Here is a 16,454-nt window from a genome sequence, read left to right on the forward strand (position 1 = left end):
ATCTCCGTATTACTCAGTTTGATGTTACTGTTCACTCTGTTCTCAGTAACAGTTTGATGAACATATTTTACCATTCCATCATTTTTTTTGCAAGGAAGAGAGGAAATGTGTTATACTGAGTTTACGTATGTATTGCTTACATAAGAATTATTTTTTATACAGGAGTACCATTTATCATGAAAAAATCAAGAATAACCACAGCGCTTCTGGCTATTGGGATCTCCGCTTCCATGGTGTTCCAGACTCCAGTTTTCGCCACAGAAGAAACCGCTGTTGCTGTATCCTCCGGTGTTACCACCAATGGGATCAGCGGATGGCCTCAGGGGCCTGAGATCACTTCCGCATCTGCTGTGATCATGGAAGATACTTCCGATACGATCCTCTATGCCAAGGATATGGACACCACGCTTTCTCCGGCCGGCGCAGTTAAGATCATGACCTGTCTTCTGGCACTGGAGAACAGCCAGCTTGACGATCAGGTTACCATGACAGAAACCGGTGTATCCGGTGTTACAGACGGAGGCGCTCATATTTCCTCACAGCTCGGAGAGGTATTTACCATGGAGCAGTGCCTTTACGCTCTGATGCTGGCCTCTGCCAATGACATTGCTCTCCAGGTCGCAGAACAGATCGGCGGATCTGTGGATGCCTTTGTCCAGAAAATGAACGACCGTGCCAAGGAGCTAGGATGTACCAATACGGTATTCACCAATCCTACCGGTCTCCCGGATGACAACCAGCATACCACAGCACATGATCTGGCTCTGATCATGCAGGCGGCTATCCGTAATGACAGCTTCCGCACCATCTCCGGAGCCACCTCCTATACGATCCCGGCTACCAATGTTTCCGGCGGTACCCGTAACCTGACGAGCTCTTTTGCCATGACAGATCCTGCATCCGCTTCCTATTATGAAGGATGTATCGGTGGTCGTGAAAGTACCACCACTGCTTCCGGAAGCGTTCTTGTCACAGCTGCACAGCGAAACGGTACTACTCTGATCGCAGTAGTCATGAACGGAGCGACCGGTCAGACAGCCACCGAAGCGATCTCACTTCTGGATTACGGTTTTTCCAATTTCCAGCTTCTGGATCTCAGCGAGGATGATTTTCACATCCTGTCCGGCGGCACTGTAATGGTTCCATCCGGTGCGACCGCAGACGACCTGACTACGGAAGATACGGAATCTGACGGTCAGATCTTACGCACCTATTCCTTTGGCGGAACTCAGGTGGGAACTGCAGTTGTCGAGGATTCCTCCCAGGAAAGCTCCTCCGATGTACTGGAAAATGATGAAAACATGGATTCTGCAAAAGCTTATTCCGAATCCAGATCCCAGATCCCGTATTTTGCCATTGGCGGTGTGGGCATCCTGCTCCTTATCCTTCTGCTGTGGCGCATGATCCGGATCATCCGTTCCTGATCTTGGTTCCCAGGCAAATATATTTCAGAATCAAAAAATCCCTCTTATGTACCGGTCATATCCGGATACATAGAAGGGATTTTTTTCTGCCATCTCACCATCTGGGTGTCAGCCATAAAACGGAACTACCAGGAAGATATAGCATAAAAACGGCGAAGCAGCCAGAAGTGCTGTCAGGACCCGGTATATCCACATTCTGATATTTTCTTTTTTTACAAAACGCTCAAGCAGACGGTTCCATCCGGCTGTCACAAAATACATGGCCGGATACAGTGCCGGCATGATATAACGTCCCTGTGCCTGGTTGTCACTATAATATACATAATACATAAACAGACCCACAGGGATCAGGATCAGAAGGATCAGCAGCAGATGAAAGATTCCTTTTCTGTCCCATTTATCGTACACGGTTATTGTTTTTATCTTCAGCTTTTCACTTCCTGCTGCTTTTCGTTCTTTTACCACAGTACGTTTCTTCGGATAAAATATTCCCAGCATGGTCAAAATACCAATCCCACCCATTCCAAAGAACAGGAAATATGCCTTGCTCACATTATAAGGCATATAAATCTGCATCAGACCAAAGGTTCCGATAAAGCTTACCAGTACTGTCAGCAGCCAGTTATGCTGCCAGCCCGGGTCCTGATACAGAAGGATATCCTTCCATGACCAGTTCAGTTTCTCCGGTGTGGGGTATCTGGACGGTCTGTAATCAACAGCCGCATATTTTTCCGCACACTGTGCACAGGCTTTTCTTCCAATAAGATCTCCGTCATAGAGAACGGCATTTCGTATAAACCACCAGCCGCATAAAGCAAAGGTTACTGCCGCGATCACGATCCCTCTCCGGAACAGAAATGCAACTCTCTGTTTTACCGGCTCTTCCCTGCACAGAAGGACTGTCAGGCAGAAAAACAGAAAGCTGCATAAAATCCATCCGTAGGCATTATAGTAGGACAGTGCACAGACCGCCATCCCAACAGCCAGAAGGATCGAATTTCTGAAGCTCCAGTCTCCCGCTTCCAGATGACAGGACCAGGAATACAGGATCATCGCCATGGATAAAAGCGCCAGGGAATCCGTGTTTACATAAGTTCCCAGAAACAATGCCTGCGGCATAAAGCCTGCCAGTGCGGCAAACAGCCATCTTCCCTCTTTCGGAAAAAGCTTTCCGGATGCTTTCACCACAAAATATACCGCTCCGGTCACAAAGAGCACATCTGCCATCCTCGCCGCATGGAGCAATCCGTCTGCAGAAGCATGGAACAGACCTGCGATCCCCATAAATACAGCAGATACCATATAGGAAAGGATCGGATAATAGGCATAGGAAATCCCCCATGTCGCATCACGGATGGTTGGCTCATCTCCAAGAGGCAGCTTTCCCGGATGCTCATGAAGATACTGTGCCACCATGTAGCGCATTTTTTCATCGGGGCCTGCCCCCAGGGGCTGCATGAACGCCCATGCAGTCAGGAGCAGAAATGCTGCCAGGACAAGAACCCCTGCCTGAGCTCTCTCATCCTTCCAGATTTTTTTCTTTTCCAAAATATAACCTCCTATATCCGCTTCAGAGAGAAATCCTGGCTCTCCAGTGTAAGGTTCGGATTATAGTAAGGATCTCCGTCACGGAGGATCTCCGGCCAGTGCTTCTCAAAGGAAGCGATCTCGCGGTTAAATCTTGCCACCTTCTCCGGTGTATCCTCAAGACCTCTGGATTTGGATTCATAGTGATAAAGCTCCGCATAAGGATTGTATACAACCAGATATCCGGCTTTTCCCAGACGGAGGCAGAAATCTATATCATTAAAGGCAACCTGAAATTCCTCACTTAATCCGTGAACCTTATCAAAGGCCTCACGCTTCACCATCATGCAGGCTGCGGTTACAGCACTGTAATCCTGGGCACAGATGATCCTGTGGCAGTATCCGGTAGCGTCTCTCTTCTGCTGCACAAAGCAGTGTCCCGCAATGCCGCCGAAGCCAACGACGACTCCTGCATGCTGTACGGTATCATCCTCATAATAGAGCCGTGCTCCTACAGCTCCCACATCCGGTCTCATACAGTATCCCAGAAGCTGCTCCAGACAGTCCGGGCTGATGATCTCCGTATCATTGTTGAGAAGAAGCAGATAGTCACCCTTAGCATGAGCAGCTCCGAAATTATTGATGGCAGAATAGTTAAAAATACCATCCCAGTACACCACATGGGCTTTCGGATTGGATGCTTCCAGCTCTTTATAGTAAGCAAAGGTCTCATCCTCCGTACTGTTGTTCTCCACGATCACATACTCATAATTGCGGTAAGTTGCCTTTTCTTCGATGGAATCAATACATCTCTTCAGATCATCGATGTGATCCTTGTTTGGGATGATGATGGAGATCAGCGGTTTTTCCTCCCAGAGGAATTTTGTACGGTAAAGTCCAAGATATTCACCCTTTTCGATTTCCACCGGAACTCCGAGTCTGTCATAATGAGCCTTGATGGCACGTGCTCCTGCATCAAAGGCATACATTTTGCTTTCCGGATTCTCTGCTGTGGAATCCTCATGGCATCTCCAGTGATAAAGGATCCTGGGGATATGATGGATCTGCTCTCTTCCCGCAGCTTCCACACAGCGGAACACAAAATCATAATCCTGTGCACCGTCAAATTCCTTTTTCAGCATTCCGATCTGATCCACGATCTCTTTTTTTACGACAAAAAGATGACAGATGTAGTTTACTGTACACAAAAGATCAATATTGAAGTCCGGTTTGAAATGCGGCTGAAAGAATTTGTGCCCGTCCATGGACATCTTATCTTCATCGGAATACAGAACCTTAAGCTCCGGATCCTCATTCAGCGCTTTCACACACCGGAACAAAGCGTCCGGAGTCAGCTCATCATCATGATCTGCAAACACGATAAAATCTCCTGTTGCCGCTTTCATGGCCGCATTGGTATTCTCTGCGATCTGAAGTGCCTGGTCGTTGCGGATCACACGGATCCTGTCATCACTTTTTTCCAGCCTGTTCAGATAATCGGTAAGAGGAGAATCTGCTCCGCTTCCGTCGGAAAGACAGAGTTCCCAGTTCCCGTAGGTCTGGGCTTCTATGGAATCTACCAGCTGCTGGAGATATTTTTCCGGTGTTTTGTAAAGCGGGATCACAATACTGAATTTTGGATTCCTGGAAAATTTCGTTTTTCTTTCTTCTGCAAGCTCTGCCTTGTCCGGCAGATGCTTCACGATCCATTTGGAATAATCCACCGGACGGTTTTTACGGTCCAGCACCTTTCCAAATACCTTTCCGGTAAGGGCTGCTGCCCCGTGAAGCTTCATGTAACGGCTTCCCTTACGGAAATATACCGCCGCTTTCTCCGCAAGGCGCTTCTGTGGCTGCAGATGTACCAGACGAAGCGTCCGCACATTGCCTGCCTCAAATACAATGTAGAATTCCTTCACACTGTCATAATGGAATTCAAAGAAAAAACCGCTCTTCTCATCGATCTCTGTTTCCTGGTACTGATTCTGTACATCCACACGTTTCAGTCTGGTGATCTCGCAGGGAATTTCCTTCCGGCTGCGATTCTCCAGTCGTATGGTCAGGGGGCTGTTAAAGGCTGCCCAGCCACGGACACGGCAGATCTTTTCCCCGGCTTCCACCTCGATGCTCTCAATAAAGTACTGCGGTTTTCCCTGTTTCCTGTAAAGCTGTGCTGCCGAAACAGAAAACCACCGGACACGTTTTTCACCCTTTACCGCATAAACAACAAGCTTCTTTTTGTCCTCCAGATCCGGCAGGCAGATTTCCATCTGCACACGTTCTCCGTTTACCAGATCCAGATCCTTAAAGCGCTCCAGGGCGCTGACACGCTCCTGGGCACTGATGGCTGCCGGAAGCTTTTCCCCGTCAAGAACGGCTTCCGGCTTATGATCCTTCGGCCAGGTTCCCTGAAGGTGATACAGAGAACTGTCCTTCAGGTCAAACCTGTCCTTTTCTACTTCGTATAGCTCTCGCTGCATAACAGTTCCTCCATTGCATCCTTTCCGGTATTTACTGTAAGGTAATGCTCCATAACCTTCTGATGTGCGGCCTCACCCATGGCTTTTCTGGTCTTCTCATCGGTAATCAGAGCTTCCAGAGCACTGACCCACTCTTCTTTTGTGGTGCACATCCAGCCATCTTTTCCATTTTCAACCACGTATTCCATCTCACAGTTACGACTCATGACACTTGGAACCTTTACAAGGGCAGCCTCTGTCCACTTATTCTCGGACTTACACCAGTGGAACAGGCTGTTCTCCAACGGCATCAGATTGATATCAAGCCCTGCGATCACGGCAGGCAGCTGTCTCCAGTCCATAAACGGAAGCTTCTCGATGCGGTTCTGCACCGGCTCCATTCCGGATTCATCCAGCACACCCACCAGTTTCAGATAAACCTCCGGGTGGCGCTCCATCACCTCCAGAAGTGCTGCCTCCACCTGGGCAAAATCCTGATCATGGGTTTTGGAACCGCTTAAATATCCGATATAAATCCGGTCTTTATCCTTGTCTGTCTGCTCCACAGCCTCGTGGGAAAGGATTTCCATCTCCATACTCATACAGTTGCGGTTGACCACCACCGGTTTTCCCGGAAATTCTTCCCGGATCTCTCCTGCCAGTGTCTTCGTGGATGTAAAATATCCGTCACAAAATCCCATACATCCATGGATACGGTCTGTAGTTGTGCGGAAGTCGCTGTACTCGCTTCCCTTCAGAAAATGCAGTCTGGAAATTTTTTCGTAATTAAATATCAGGTCATCTACATCATAGTAAACAGGAATCCCGGCTGCTTTCGCCCGGTTGGCAAGCAGTTCTGCTTCCATCAGTCTGCTGCAGCGGTACATCACAATTGCTGTATATTCCTCGATCTTTTCCTGCTCTGCCTGATCCATCTGGATAAACTTCGATGCATAGCCCTTAAGAATCAGCTGCTCCCGGAAATGCTCCACACGATATCTGGAAGCAAAGGAAATCTCCTCTCCTACGAAAAGGAACTTGCGGTTTTCCACAGGAAGTTCATTTCCGCCGAGAGTTTTCCACAGGGAAATCATCTCTTCCACAATATTCTCCGGCTGTTCATTTTTCAGGACAAGACCCCGGGCATAGCGTTTCACACGTTCCACAGGTGCACCTACCGGAAGTACAGCTACCGGAAATCCCATGGAAATGATCTCCGAGGTTGTGTAGGAGAAGGTCTCCGGCCATACGGACGGGATCAGGAACATATCAATATCCTGCTCCAGGGTAAGTCTTGGGATCTCCTCTCTTGTATATCTTCCTGTCTGGGAAAATACCGTACTTTCGATCTCTTCGTCGGAAGTACCGATCAGTCTCAGACGGATATTCAGTTCATTCTCTTCGATATATTCTGCCAGTGCCCTCACAACCTCCAGGCCTTTTTTGTAGCAAAGCACACCGATAAGACCAATGTTAAAGGTTTCTGTGATCTTCCCGGTTTTCTTCACCGCCGGAAGGTAATGAGGTGCATGTGGGATCACATGGAGATTGTATACATCCGGATAAGCACGCTTGAACAGCCTGGCCGTATCATCGGAAAACGCACGGATCTCATCACAATGGAGCAGGAATTCCCTGAATTTTGTGCGCCAGAGCGTTCCTGTCCCGTATTCTGTGCAGGCATTGCTGCGGTTATCCGGAATACATTTATCGCAGACCTCACAGGATGGAACGCCGCAGTATTTTCCCTCTGCATCGATCAGATTCACTGCCGGACAAAGGGCAAAGAAATCATGAAGAAGCATAAGAAGCTTCGCCCCCTGCTCTCTCTTAAGGCGCAGGATACGTTCCAGGGTTCCGTAAAGATTCTGATAGGTAACAAGCTCATTGATCCAGATCTCATCCACACGCATCAGCTCACCAAGGGCAGTTTCCAGATCATTTGCAAAAAATTCCATCTCATACTGCTTATACTGATACGTAAAGTAAAAACAGTTGCTCCCGATATCATAGCGGATGGTCACAAAACGATATCCCTCCCGCAGAGCCAGCCGCCTTTTCTCCACAAGATAAGCGGTGGCACCACCGCCAAGATCATGGTCAAAGGCCACAATGGTAGGCACATCCAGTTTCCTGTTGAGAAGCTTCATTTCCACGTAGAGTCTTACCGGACGAAGCGGATCTCTTCTGCAGTAATCCGCAGTATCCTTGTTGTAATCCGGATGCTTGCAGAGCAGCGCCTCACTGTGCTCTTTCAAAAGTCTCTGCTTTTCCTCAGACGGGAAGCTTCCACCATGCTTGTGATATACAAACAGGTTATCCACATGCACGTTCTCATAGCCTGCAGCTATGGCACGCTGGCACCAGTCATTCTCCTCACCGTAGCCTTTTCCGAAATTCTCCTCATCCAGAAGGCCAACCTCCTGGATTGCTTTCAGGTTCATACCCATGCAGAAGCCCACACCGGTAGGCATAGCCGGATACTGCGGACGGATCATGCGGAATTCATCATCGATCTCCCACAGCGGCATTCCCTCAAACAATTTGTTATCCCGGCAGAAATCCGGGAAGCTGCAGATGGTTCCGCAGGTGGTAAACGGTGTGGTGGTTGCAATATTTTCCTTTGCAAAGATCGGAAGCATCAGGCGCTCCAGCCACTCTTCCGGAACTTCCACATCTGTATTTACAAGGGCAACATGATTTTCCGCCATCTTTAATCCACGGTTTACAGACGGAAGGAAGCCCATATTGATCTCATTATTAAGAAGTACCACATTGTCATGCTCTGCGGCATATTTTTCCAGATAGTTTCCTACCTCAGGATCCGGGCTCTTATCATTTACGATGATCAGACGATATGGAACCTTTGTCTTTTCAATTCCGGAAAACAGGGCATCAAAATACTCCAGTCCGTTGTAAACCGGCACGATCACATCCACCTTCTGCTGATAGACTGCCTGTGGATATGCCTTTCTCGCGCTGCGTACATAACACTGTTTGAAATGGCGGAGATTTCCAATACTCTTCGGATCTTCGATCGCATATACCAGAAGTTCTTTCTGATCCCTGGTTCCCGGAATCTTTCCGATAAGGAATCTTCCGGTATCCGCTGCGGTTCCGTATTCCAGGAAAACAGAAGTCTCTGCCGGCGCAAGAACCGTTGCCAGGAAAGAAAATCCGGCATTTTCCGCATCCGGATTTCCAATGGCATTAGCCACATCCGTACGGTAGATCGTAGTACAGGAAGCCTCCCGAAGCTTCTGTGTTCCCTGGTAAAATGCGATCCTTGTCTGTCCCATAGACGCAAACGTCGGATCAAAAGCCCAGCCAATGGCATTTAAGGTACCATTCTCATAATGAAAGAAATCAACACTTCCCATACAGGTAGGAGTTGTCTCCACCCCCATCACTGCTGCCGGCTCTGCATGATAACGAAGAACCTTTTTGACCAGTCTCTTTACCTGCGCTTTTTTGCCCGGATGACGAAGAGCCTCTTCCTGCGCACGGGCTGCTTCCTCTGCTGCTTCCTCTGCTGCCTGCTTTGCGGCACGTTCAGCCTCTTTTCTGACACGCTCCTGTTCTCTGCGTACTTCACGCTCTTTTTCAAAGGCCAAGAGCTTTTCCACATCCGGGAGCTCAAGGTATTCAAGTTTTCCCTCTATTATGATCCTGTCCACATTTTCCGGGTGTGTAACATCAATCATATAAAAGCCCTCGGTGGTAAAAAACGCAGTGGTACTGTTATCCACCTTCATATGGACACTATGGGGCACGAGCTCCGCGCTGCATCCGCAATCCAGACGCTCTATCCTTACTTTCAGGAAATGGCCGTTTGCGGGATTCCAGCGGAAATTTCGTATTCCTTTGATACCGGAAATCGCAAACTCTACCCGGAAACGGTTTCCTGAAAGTTTTCCTGCTGAATAAAGTGTATGTTCTTCACAGAACCCCTCCCCAAAATCATAGTACAGCTTGCTGTACATCTGATGCTTTTCCCTTTCTCTGTTCACCAGCTCTGTTACGGAAACCGGTATCTTTTTCTTCTCAAACGGAATCAGGGAACCACAGCCCGCATACTCATAGACGAAATGCATGGTCCAATCCATAAATATTTCATAGTCTGTATAGCTGATATCAAACTCCGCCATCATCTCATCCTCATGGCATAACCGCGGCAGCTCAGAAATATGGGTATACAGTTCATGGATCAGGCGCCACATGATAAAATTCACAGGCACAGGGAAATCAAACATCCACTCATAATCTATGATCTGATTTTCCTTTTCTCCCATAAAGATGTTACTGCAGATCAGGTCCACATTGGCCGGGCAGACACATTCGTAATCATTTCTTCCCGGATGATCCCCAAATACCTCGCAGAACTCTCCGGTCCTGTAATCCACAGCCTGCCGAGCCTTGAAAAATTCCTGATAGAATTTTTTAAGAAGATCCTTGATCTCTTCAAGATCTTCTTTATGGGCAAGCTCTGTGATTTCCTGGTGAAGAGTTTTTCCGGTAAGAAGCGGGTAGGATATCCTTCCGTTTTCTGCCCTGCAGGGAAGATTCTTGTATTTATCGGATCCGGTACTCTCTGTTCCGGTTTTTTTCAGTTTTTCCATGAATTCCTCAGCCTGGGGCACCATAGCCTCTTTTTCCGCACGGACCTCTCCGTTCTCCCGAACGATTCTGGTCAGAAGACGGAACTTTTCTTTTCGCTCCTGGTTCAGCTTCACATAAAGAATTTCTTCCGGATCCCGGTTCTCGGTACGTCCGGCCTCCACAAGAAAAGAATTTACGAAGCTGTCCAGGATCTTCTCTTTTTCAAAGGCCTTTACGCCTTCACTTTCTGCAAAAAGATCTGCGGTCTTATCTGTGTATACAGGATAGCTTCTTCCGTAGAAATTGGTATAAAGGCTCTCATCTGTAAAAATCTCTGTTGGAAATTTATAATCCGGATATGGGTAGTAAAAGCGCAGAAAAGGAAAGCCGCTGTTTTCCAGCAGCTCTCCCAGTTCATTCTTGGAAAAGGTGCGCACAGACTGATTTCCCGGATATCCGTTGATCCCGAAAAAGTGAAGATCTGTGTGATCCTCCGGTGCTCCGGCAAAGTACTTCAGTCCCAGTCTGTTCTCAATGGCGATCAGAAGTCTTCCCTCCAGCTTCAGATAAGCGCCCATACGCTGAAGAAATGTCTCATAAGGAGTTTTTCCCTCGGTAAAGCTCATGGCATACTCCAGCACACCGTTTACTACCACATAGTCGAATTTTTCCGGAAAAGTCATGTCATTGAGGTTTCCAACCATGATCGTCAGATTTTCCTTATCCCTGTTTCTCGCATAATTGATATCTGCCCGACGTTTGGAAAGCTCCACGGAAGTCACATAACCGGCCTTGCGGCAAAGCATTCCGGTAATGGCTCCGCATCCGGCTCCGATCTCCAGAACGGAATCCGTCTTTTTCAGAGGGTACCAGCTTAAGATGTTCTCCCGCAGCCCGGAAAAATGATAGACCATGGGAAAACTCACCTCATTCTCCGGCAGGTCCTCAAAAGATTTGCCTTCCTGCGCCATTTTCAGAAGTGTTTCCTCGATATCCCCATCGGAATAATGATCCTTCGCCGTATAATAATCTAAATTCAACTCCGCCATAGTCGTTCCTCCACTTATTTCACAGATACTTTGGAAAACAGATCAAAATATCCCACTGCTTTCTTATCTGTGATCACAGTCAGGTTACACACATCGTAAAGACGGTGAAATACGGTAAAATCGCCGTCTTTATATCCGGTGCAGCCCAGACACAGCATATATTCCCCTGCTTCCAGAGGCATCACCTGTTTGAAGGTGATCTCACGGACATCGCCTGCTTTCTGCGGTTTCAGAGGCGTATGTTCATACATGGTATTGGTTCCTGTGATCTCGGTGCCTTTCAGATCTTTCAGGGTAAATGCAAAGATCGGATCACTGACATCAGCCTGGAACTTCACTTTCATCTGAACAGAAAATTCCTTTCCCTTTTCGATCACATTGCTAATCATTCCTGTATCATCCCGGATGGCAAAATCCACAATCTCGCCAAGCTTGCTGCCGTATTCCAGGACTTCCGGATTCAGGTTCAGGCTGTCTTTCATGGCTTTTCCGTCTCCGTCATGAACTTTCAGTGAAACATCTGCTCCGGCAGTCTGATTCTCCGGATCCTGGTTTTCTTCTGTATCTTCAACATCGTCTGTGTTTTCTTCCAGATCTGCATCGTCGTACTGATTGACCAGCACACGGCGGTAAAGATTGACCATCTCCTTGGCACCACCCTCTGCAAGCTTCTCACCTTTGTTGAGAAGTACAACACGGTCACAGTACTTTCCGATGCTGCTCAGGTCATGACTTACCAACAGAATGGTCTTCCCCATTTCCTTAAACTCTTCGAACTTCCGGTAACATTTTGCCTGAAAAAATACATCTCCTACGGAAAGAGCCTCATCAACGATCAGGATCTCCGGATCGATATTGATAGCTACCGCAAAAGCCAGACGCACGAACATACCACTGGAGTATGTTTTTACCGGCTGATAGATAAAATCACCGATATCTGCAAAATCCAGAATAGACTGCAGCTTGGCATCGATCTCTTCCCTGGAAAAACCGATCATGCTTCCGTTGAGATATACATTTTCAAGTCCGGAATATTCTCCGTTAAATCCGGCTCCCAGTTCCAGAAGCGCTGAGATCCTTCCGTTTACGGCTATTTCCCCGGCTGTGGGCGAAAGTACGCCGGTGATGATCTTCAGGATCGTGGATTTACCGGAACCATTTGTTCCGATAATTCCCACTGTTTCTCCCTTATGCACCTGAAAGGATACATGGTTGAGAGCATAATGCTCTTTATATTTCTTTTTTCTGGATAATCCCAGGGACTCCTTAAGACGATCCATAGGATTATCGTAAAGCTTGTACATCTTACTGACATCATTTACTGAAATCGCAATATCTTCTGCCATTTTCAACCTCACTTTTGTGTAAATCGTTCACTCTCGCAATCCGCCGCCATTCCGCTTTTTATCCGTACGGAACAGATCCCCGATGGGAGCTGTCCGGTCCGGAACAGGCGGATATCCGTCATCCGCATTCAATTAAAGCACATCTGCAAAATGCGGCTTCAGACGTTTGAATATTACAGATCCCAGTCCGAAAAGCAGGATCGTAACTACCCAGAAATAGATTGTCCATGAAGCATGATTCCAGATCCCGGTATGGCCAAGCATGGAATCACGGTAGCCCGTAACTACATAGTACATCGGATTCAGCTTAAACAGCTTGATCAGCCATGGATATGAAGAAAGCATATTGATATCCCACATGATCGGTGTAAGCCATACACCCACCTGAAGAAAAATGCCGATGATCTGAGTCAGATCACGGAAAAAAATGACGATCGCACTTGTAGCATACACAAGTCCCAGTACAAAAAGGAAGGTGCAGACAGAGTAATAAATGATCTGCAGTGTATAAAGGCTTGGTGTATATCCGTAGCATGCACATAAGATCAGTGCAAAGGCCAAAAAGAAAATATGCACGAAAAGTGCGGAAATTATTTTTACGATGGGAAGGATACTGATCTTGAATACAACCTTCTTCACAAGATAATTGTATTCGATCAGGGCATTGGTTCCACCGTTTAATGCTTCCTGGAAGAAAAACCAGGGCACAATGCCGGACACCAGATAGAGTACAAAAGGATAATCCGATACTGTTCCGGCCTTTAATCCTACGGAAAATACAAACCAGTAGACCAGGATCGTTACAATAGGCTGGATAAACGCCCAGACAATACCAAGATAGGATCCTGCATATTTTGTTTTGAAATCATTTTTTGCAAGGCTTAAAACCAGCTTTCGATTCTGGTACAGCTCCGCCGGTAAAGCTAATATTTTCTTCATTCTGCAATTCCTTATCGATTCTTATATTCCTTGAAGCTTCCCCACTTCTGATCCTTGTCGGAGAAAATAAGTTCCATGCCTTCCGGGATCGGCCACTCAACGTTAATGTCCTTGTCATTCCAGATCAGTCCGCCCTCATCGTTTGGATGATAGAAATCAGAGCACTTGTAGGTGAACTCTGCATTCTCGGAAAGTACCAGGAAGCCATGAGCAAATCCCTTCGGGATAAAGAACTGTTTCTTGTTTTCTGCGGAAAGGACTACACCATACCATTTTCCAAAGGTCTTGGAGCCTTCACGAAGGTCAACCGCAACATCAAACACTTCTCCGTTTACCACACGTACCAGCTTGTCCTGAGGATAGCTGATCTGGAAATGAAGTCCGCGGAGAACACCGTAACGGGAGCTGGACTGATTGTCCTGAACGAATTCCACATCAATGCCTGCTTCCTTGAAATCATTATAATTGTATGTTTCCATGAAATATCCTCTGGAATCACCAAATACAGTTGGCTCAATCACTTTCAGTCCTTCAATATCTCCGCACTGCGTTACTTTTATTTTTCCCATTTTTTTTCTCCCTTTCTGTTTTGATTTATTTGTGATGTTTCTTTTCTTTTATTCTGAGAGCCGCAAGAAGGGCGATCAGGATCAGGATCATCGCTGCCATGATTATAAGAAGGATCTTACGCTGGGCAGGAATGCTCTTTTTTTCGCTGGTGTCCTCTCCGGCTGTACTCTTCTCTGTTGTTTTGCTGTTATCTTCCTCTGCTACTTCTGTGGAAGCTTCCGATCCGGAGCTGTCCGTTTCCTGGCTGTCCTCTGCCCCAGCAGTTGGTTCCGGTACCGGTGTATCGGTTGCCTGTGCAACACTCGCGGTACCGATCAGATAATCTCCGAAATAGTAACCGGTTTCTGTTTTCCCATTGGTATTCTCTGACTTCTCGGTAAGGGAATTCAGCTCCACCCCTTTTGGAAGAAATACATAACCGCCATTTACTTCTGTTTTTGTGAAATTCTCAAATGCATAATTGAACATAGCTGTACTGTCCATACAGGAATTGGAAAGCTCTGTTCCACGCATAGTCACTGCAATATATGTGGTATTATCTCTGGTCACTCCTGTGACAAGTGTATGCCCTGCCGCAACGGTAGTTCCGGTTTTTCCACCAATGCATCCTTTATAATAAAATCCGCTTTCCGGTGCAAACATTGGATGATGGGTATGCAGGATCCTCTGCTGGCTGTTCATATTCGTAGGCTGGATGATATAGTCCGGTGTTCCCACGACCGTACGGAATGTTTCATTTTTCAGGCCCTCTCTGAAGATCAGTGCCATATCCCGCGCAGAAGAATAGTGGTTATCATCCGGAAGTCCGCTGGAATTTGCAAAATGTGTATTGGCACATCCGATCTCACTGGCGCGCTGGTTCATCATATCGATAAATGCCTGCTCTGTGCCGCCGATATGCTCTGCGATCTGTGCCGCAACGTCATTGGCCGACTGGATGATCAGAGCATACAGACAATCCTCCATAGTCAGGACTTCGCCCACCTGTGTGCCGATATTACTGGAATCTGCCGTAACATTACGCACCCCGGTTTCTGTAAAGGTCACCTTCTCATCCATGGTGGAATTCTCCACTGCCACCAGCAAGGTCATGATCTTGGTAATGCTGGCCGGATATCTCTGCTCATCTCCGCCCTTGTTATAAAGAACAACTCCTGTGTCTGCATCCATCAGGATACCGGTATCCGATGTAATATCCGGTCCTGCCGGCCATCCCTGGATCTGATTGGTGCTGATGTCATATTTCGCATTCAGATCCACTGCTGCCATAGTCTGTACCGGCAGCATCAGCGCCACGCTGACTGCTGCGAAAACTGCCAGTAATTTTTTTATTTTTTTCATAGTTTTTCCCTTCTTCTGTCAAAACCCGTCAAAGGAAGCAATGGCATCCACAACTCTCTTCGCATCCTCCATGCTCAGATTATAGAACATGGGCAGTCGCATAAGACGCTCGCTTTCTTTTGTAGTATAAACATCTTCTCCGGAAAATCTTCCGAATTTTTTTCCTGCCGGTGCGGAATGAAGGGGTACATAATGGAACACACTGCAGATATCCTTTTCGCGGAGATATTTCAGAAGCCTTGTGCGTACCTGGATATCATGTACCTTAATGTAGTACATATGTGCATTATGTGTGCATTCTTCCGGTACATAAGGCTGCTGGATCTTTCCTTCCTCCGCCAGGAATCTGAGATTCTCATTGTAAAAATCATAGATCTGCATCCGCTTGTCACTGATCTTCTTATGTTGTTCCAGCTGGGCATAAAGATATGCCGCATTCAATTCGCTCGGAAGATAGGAGGATCCATAATCCATCCAGCGGTATTTATCTACCTGGCCACGGAAAAATTTGCTGCGGTCCGTTCCCTTTTCTCTCAGGATCTCTGCCTTCTCCAGATACTGTTCCCCGTTGAACAGGATTGCGCCGCCCTCTCCCATGGTATAGTTCTTGGTCTCATGGAAGCTGTAGCAGCCAAAATCTCCAATGGTGCCAAGGGCTTTTCCCTTATAGTAGGCATCCACACCCTGGGCCGCGTCTTCCACTACCTTCAGATCATGCCTTCCGGCAATCTCCATGATCGTGTCCATCTCACAGGCCACTCCTGCATAATGGACCGGAACGATCGCACGGGTCTTATCCGTGATCGCCTGTTCGATCAGCTTCTCGTCAATATTCATGGTATCCGGCCGGATATCCACAAATACGATCCTTGCACCGCGAAGCACAAATGCATCTGCCGTTGATACAAAAGTATAGGACGGCATGATCACCTCATCGCCAGGCTGGATATCCGCCAGAAAAGCAGCCATCTCCAGTGCATGGGTACAGGAGGTTGTCAGCATCACATGGCCCACATGAAAGCGCTCTTCCATCCATGCAGAACATTTCTTCGTATAAATCCCGTCGCCGCAGAGCATTCCCCGTTCTACTGCGCCACGGATGTACTCAAATTCCTTACCTGTAAACGCAGGTCTGTTAAAATCAATCATGTATTTCCTCTTTATTTCTTATTCTTCATGGTTTTTCTACATTAACTGTAT

The 16,454-nt window shown here is 47.3% G+C and carries 9 protein-coding genes; 1 reads left to right on the forward strand and 8 read right to left on the reverse strand.

Annotated elements, in window-relative coordinates:
- Window positions 1-176: 176 nt before the first annotated feature.
- A complete protein-coding gene (locus tag V9W66_RS05800; protein ID WP_144094800.1) occupies window positions 177-1,424 on the forward strand; it encodes a D-alanyl-D-alanine carboxypeptidase family protein in 1,248 nt (415 codons plus the stop codon).
- Between the two features lie 108 nt (window positions 1,425-1,532).
- Here V9W66_RS05800 and V9W66_RS05805 read toward each other — a convergent pair whose 3' ends face one another.
- The 8 genes from V9W66_RS05805 to rffA all read right to left on the reverse strand — a co-directional run bounded on the left by V9W66_RS05805 (window position 1,533) and on the right by rffA (window position 16,403).
- Window positions 1,533-2,972 carry an ArnT family glycosyltransferase gene (locus V9W66_RS05805; RefSeq protein WP_243121785.1) on the reverse strand — a complete coding sequence of 480 codons (1,440 nt, stop codon included), beginning with the start codon at window positions 2,970-2,972 and terminating at the stop codon, window positions 1,533-1,535.
- Between the two features lie 11 nt (window positions 2,973-2,983).
- Window positions 2,984-5,431, reverse strand: a complete 2,448-nt coding sequence (locus tag V9W66_RS05810; protein WP_144094802.1) for a glycosyltransferase family 2 protein — start codon at window positions 5,429-5,431, stop codon at window positions 2,984-2,986.
- A complete protein-coding gene (locus V9W66_RS05815) occupies window positions 5,407-11,058 on the reverse strand; it encodes a glycosyltransferase (protein WP_144100516.1) in 5,652 nt (1,883 codons plus the stop codon). The genes V9W66_RS05810 and V9W66_RS05815 overlap by 25 nt, the downstream gene beginning before the upstream one ends.
- A 14-nt stretch (window positions 11,059-11,072) precedes the next feature.
- Window positions 11,073-12,404: an ABC transporter ATP-binding protein gene (locus tag V9W66_RS05820; RefSeq protein WP_144094806.1), complete on the reverse strand. Its 1,332-nt coding sequence runs from the start codon at window positions 12,402-12,404 to the stop codon at window positions 11,073-11,075.
- A gap of 132 nt (window positions 12,405-12,536) precedes the next feature.
- Window positions 12,537-13,343 carry an ABC transporter permease gene (locus V9W66_RS05825; RefSeq protein WP_144094808.1) on the reverse strand — a complete coding sequence of 269 codons (807 nt, stop codon included), beginning with the start codon at window positions 13,341-13,343 and terminating at the stop codon, window positions 12,537-12,539.
- An 11-nt stretch (window positions 13,344-13,354) separates the two neighbouring features.
- A complete protein-coding gene (gene rfbC / locus V9W66_RS05830) occupies window positions 13,355-13,912 on the reverse strand; it encodes a dTDP-4-dehydrorhamnose 3,5-epimerase (RefSeq protein WP_138276577.1) in 558 nt (185 codons plus the stop codon).
- A 25-nt stretch (window positions 13,913-13,937) separates the two neighbouring features.
- A complete protein-coding gene (locus tag V9W66_RS05835; protein ID WP_144094810.1) occupies window positions 13,938-15,254 on the reverse strand; it encodes a D-alanyl-D-alanine carboxypeptidase family protein in 1,317 nt (438 codons plus the stop codon).
- An 18-nt stretch (window positions 15,255-15,272) separates the two neighbouring features.
- Window positions 15,273-16,403 (reverse strand): dTDP-4-amino-4,6-dideoxygalactose transaminase, encoded by a 1,131-nt coding sequence (gene rffA, locus V9W66_RS05840; RefSeq protein WP_144094812.1) that lies wholly within the window; start codon window positions 16,401-16,403, stop codon window positions 15,273-15,275.
- Window positions 16,404-16,454 lie beyond the last annotated feature (51 nt).

It is taken from the genome of Blautia massiliensis (ex Durand et al. 2017) (assembly GCF_051861785.1).
GTDB lineage: Bacteria > Bacillota > Clostridia > Lachnospirales > Lachnospiraceae > Blautia_A > Blautia_A luti_A.

What these genes read in the sequence shown, in the direction of transcription:
- V9W66_RS05810 (WP_144094802.1), bottom strand. Translation starts at nt 5,431, where the DNA reads ATGCAGCGAGAGCTATACGAAGTAGAAAAGGACAGGTTTGACCTGAAG.
- V9W66_RS05800 (WP_144094800.1), top strand. Translation starts at nt 177, where the DNA reads ATGAAAAAATCAAGAATAACCACAGCGCTTCTGGCTATTGGGATCTCC.
- V9W66_RS05815 (WP_144100516.1), bottom strand. Translation starts at nt 11,058, where the DNA reads ATGGCGGAGTTGAATTTAGATTATTATACGGCGAAGGATCATTATTCC.
- rffA (WP_144094812.1), bottom strand. Translation starts at nt 16,403, where the DNA reads ATGATTGATTTTAACAGACCTGCGTTTACAGGTAAGGAATTTGAGTAC.
- V9W66_RS05825 (WP_144094808.1), bottom strand. Translation starts at nt 13,343, where the DNA reads ATGAAGAAAATATTAGCTTTACCGGCGGAGCTGTACCAGAATCGAAAG.
- V9W66_RS05820 (WP_144094806.1), bottom strand. Translation starts at nt 12,404, where the DNA reads ATGGCAGAAGATATTGCGATTTCAGTAAATGATGTCAGTAAGATGTAC.
- rfbC (WP_138276577.1), bottom strand. Translation starts at nt 13,912, where the DNA reads ATGGGAAAAATAAAAGTAACGCAGTGCGGAGATATTGAAGGACTGAAA.
- V9W66_RS05835 (WP_144094810.1), bottom strand. Translation starts at nt 15,254, where the DNA reads ATGAAAAAAATAAAAAAATTACTGGCAGTTTTCGCAGCAGTCAGCGTG.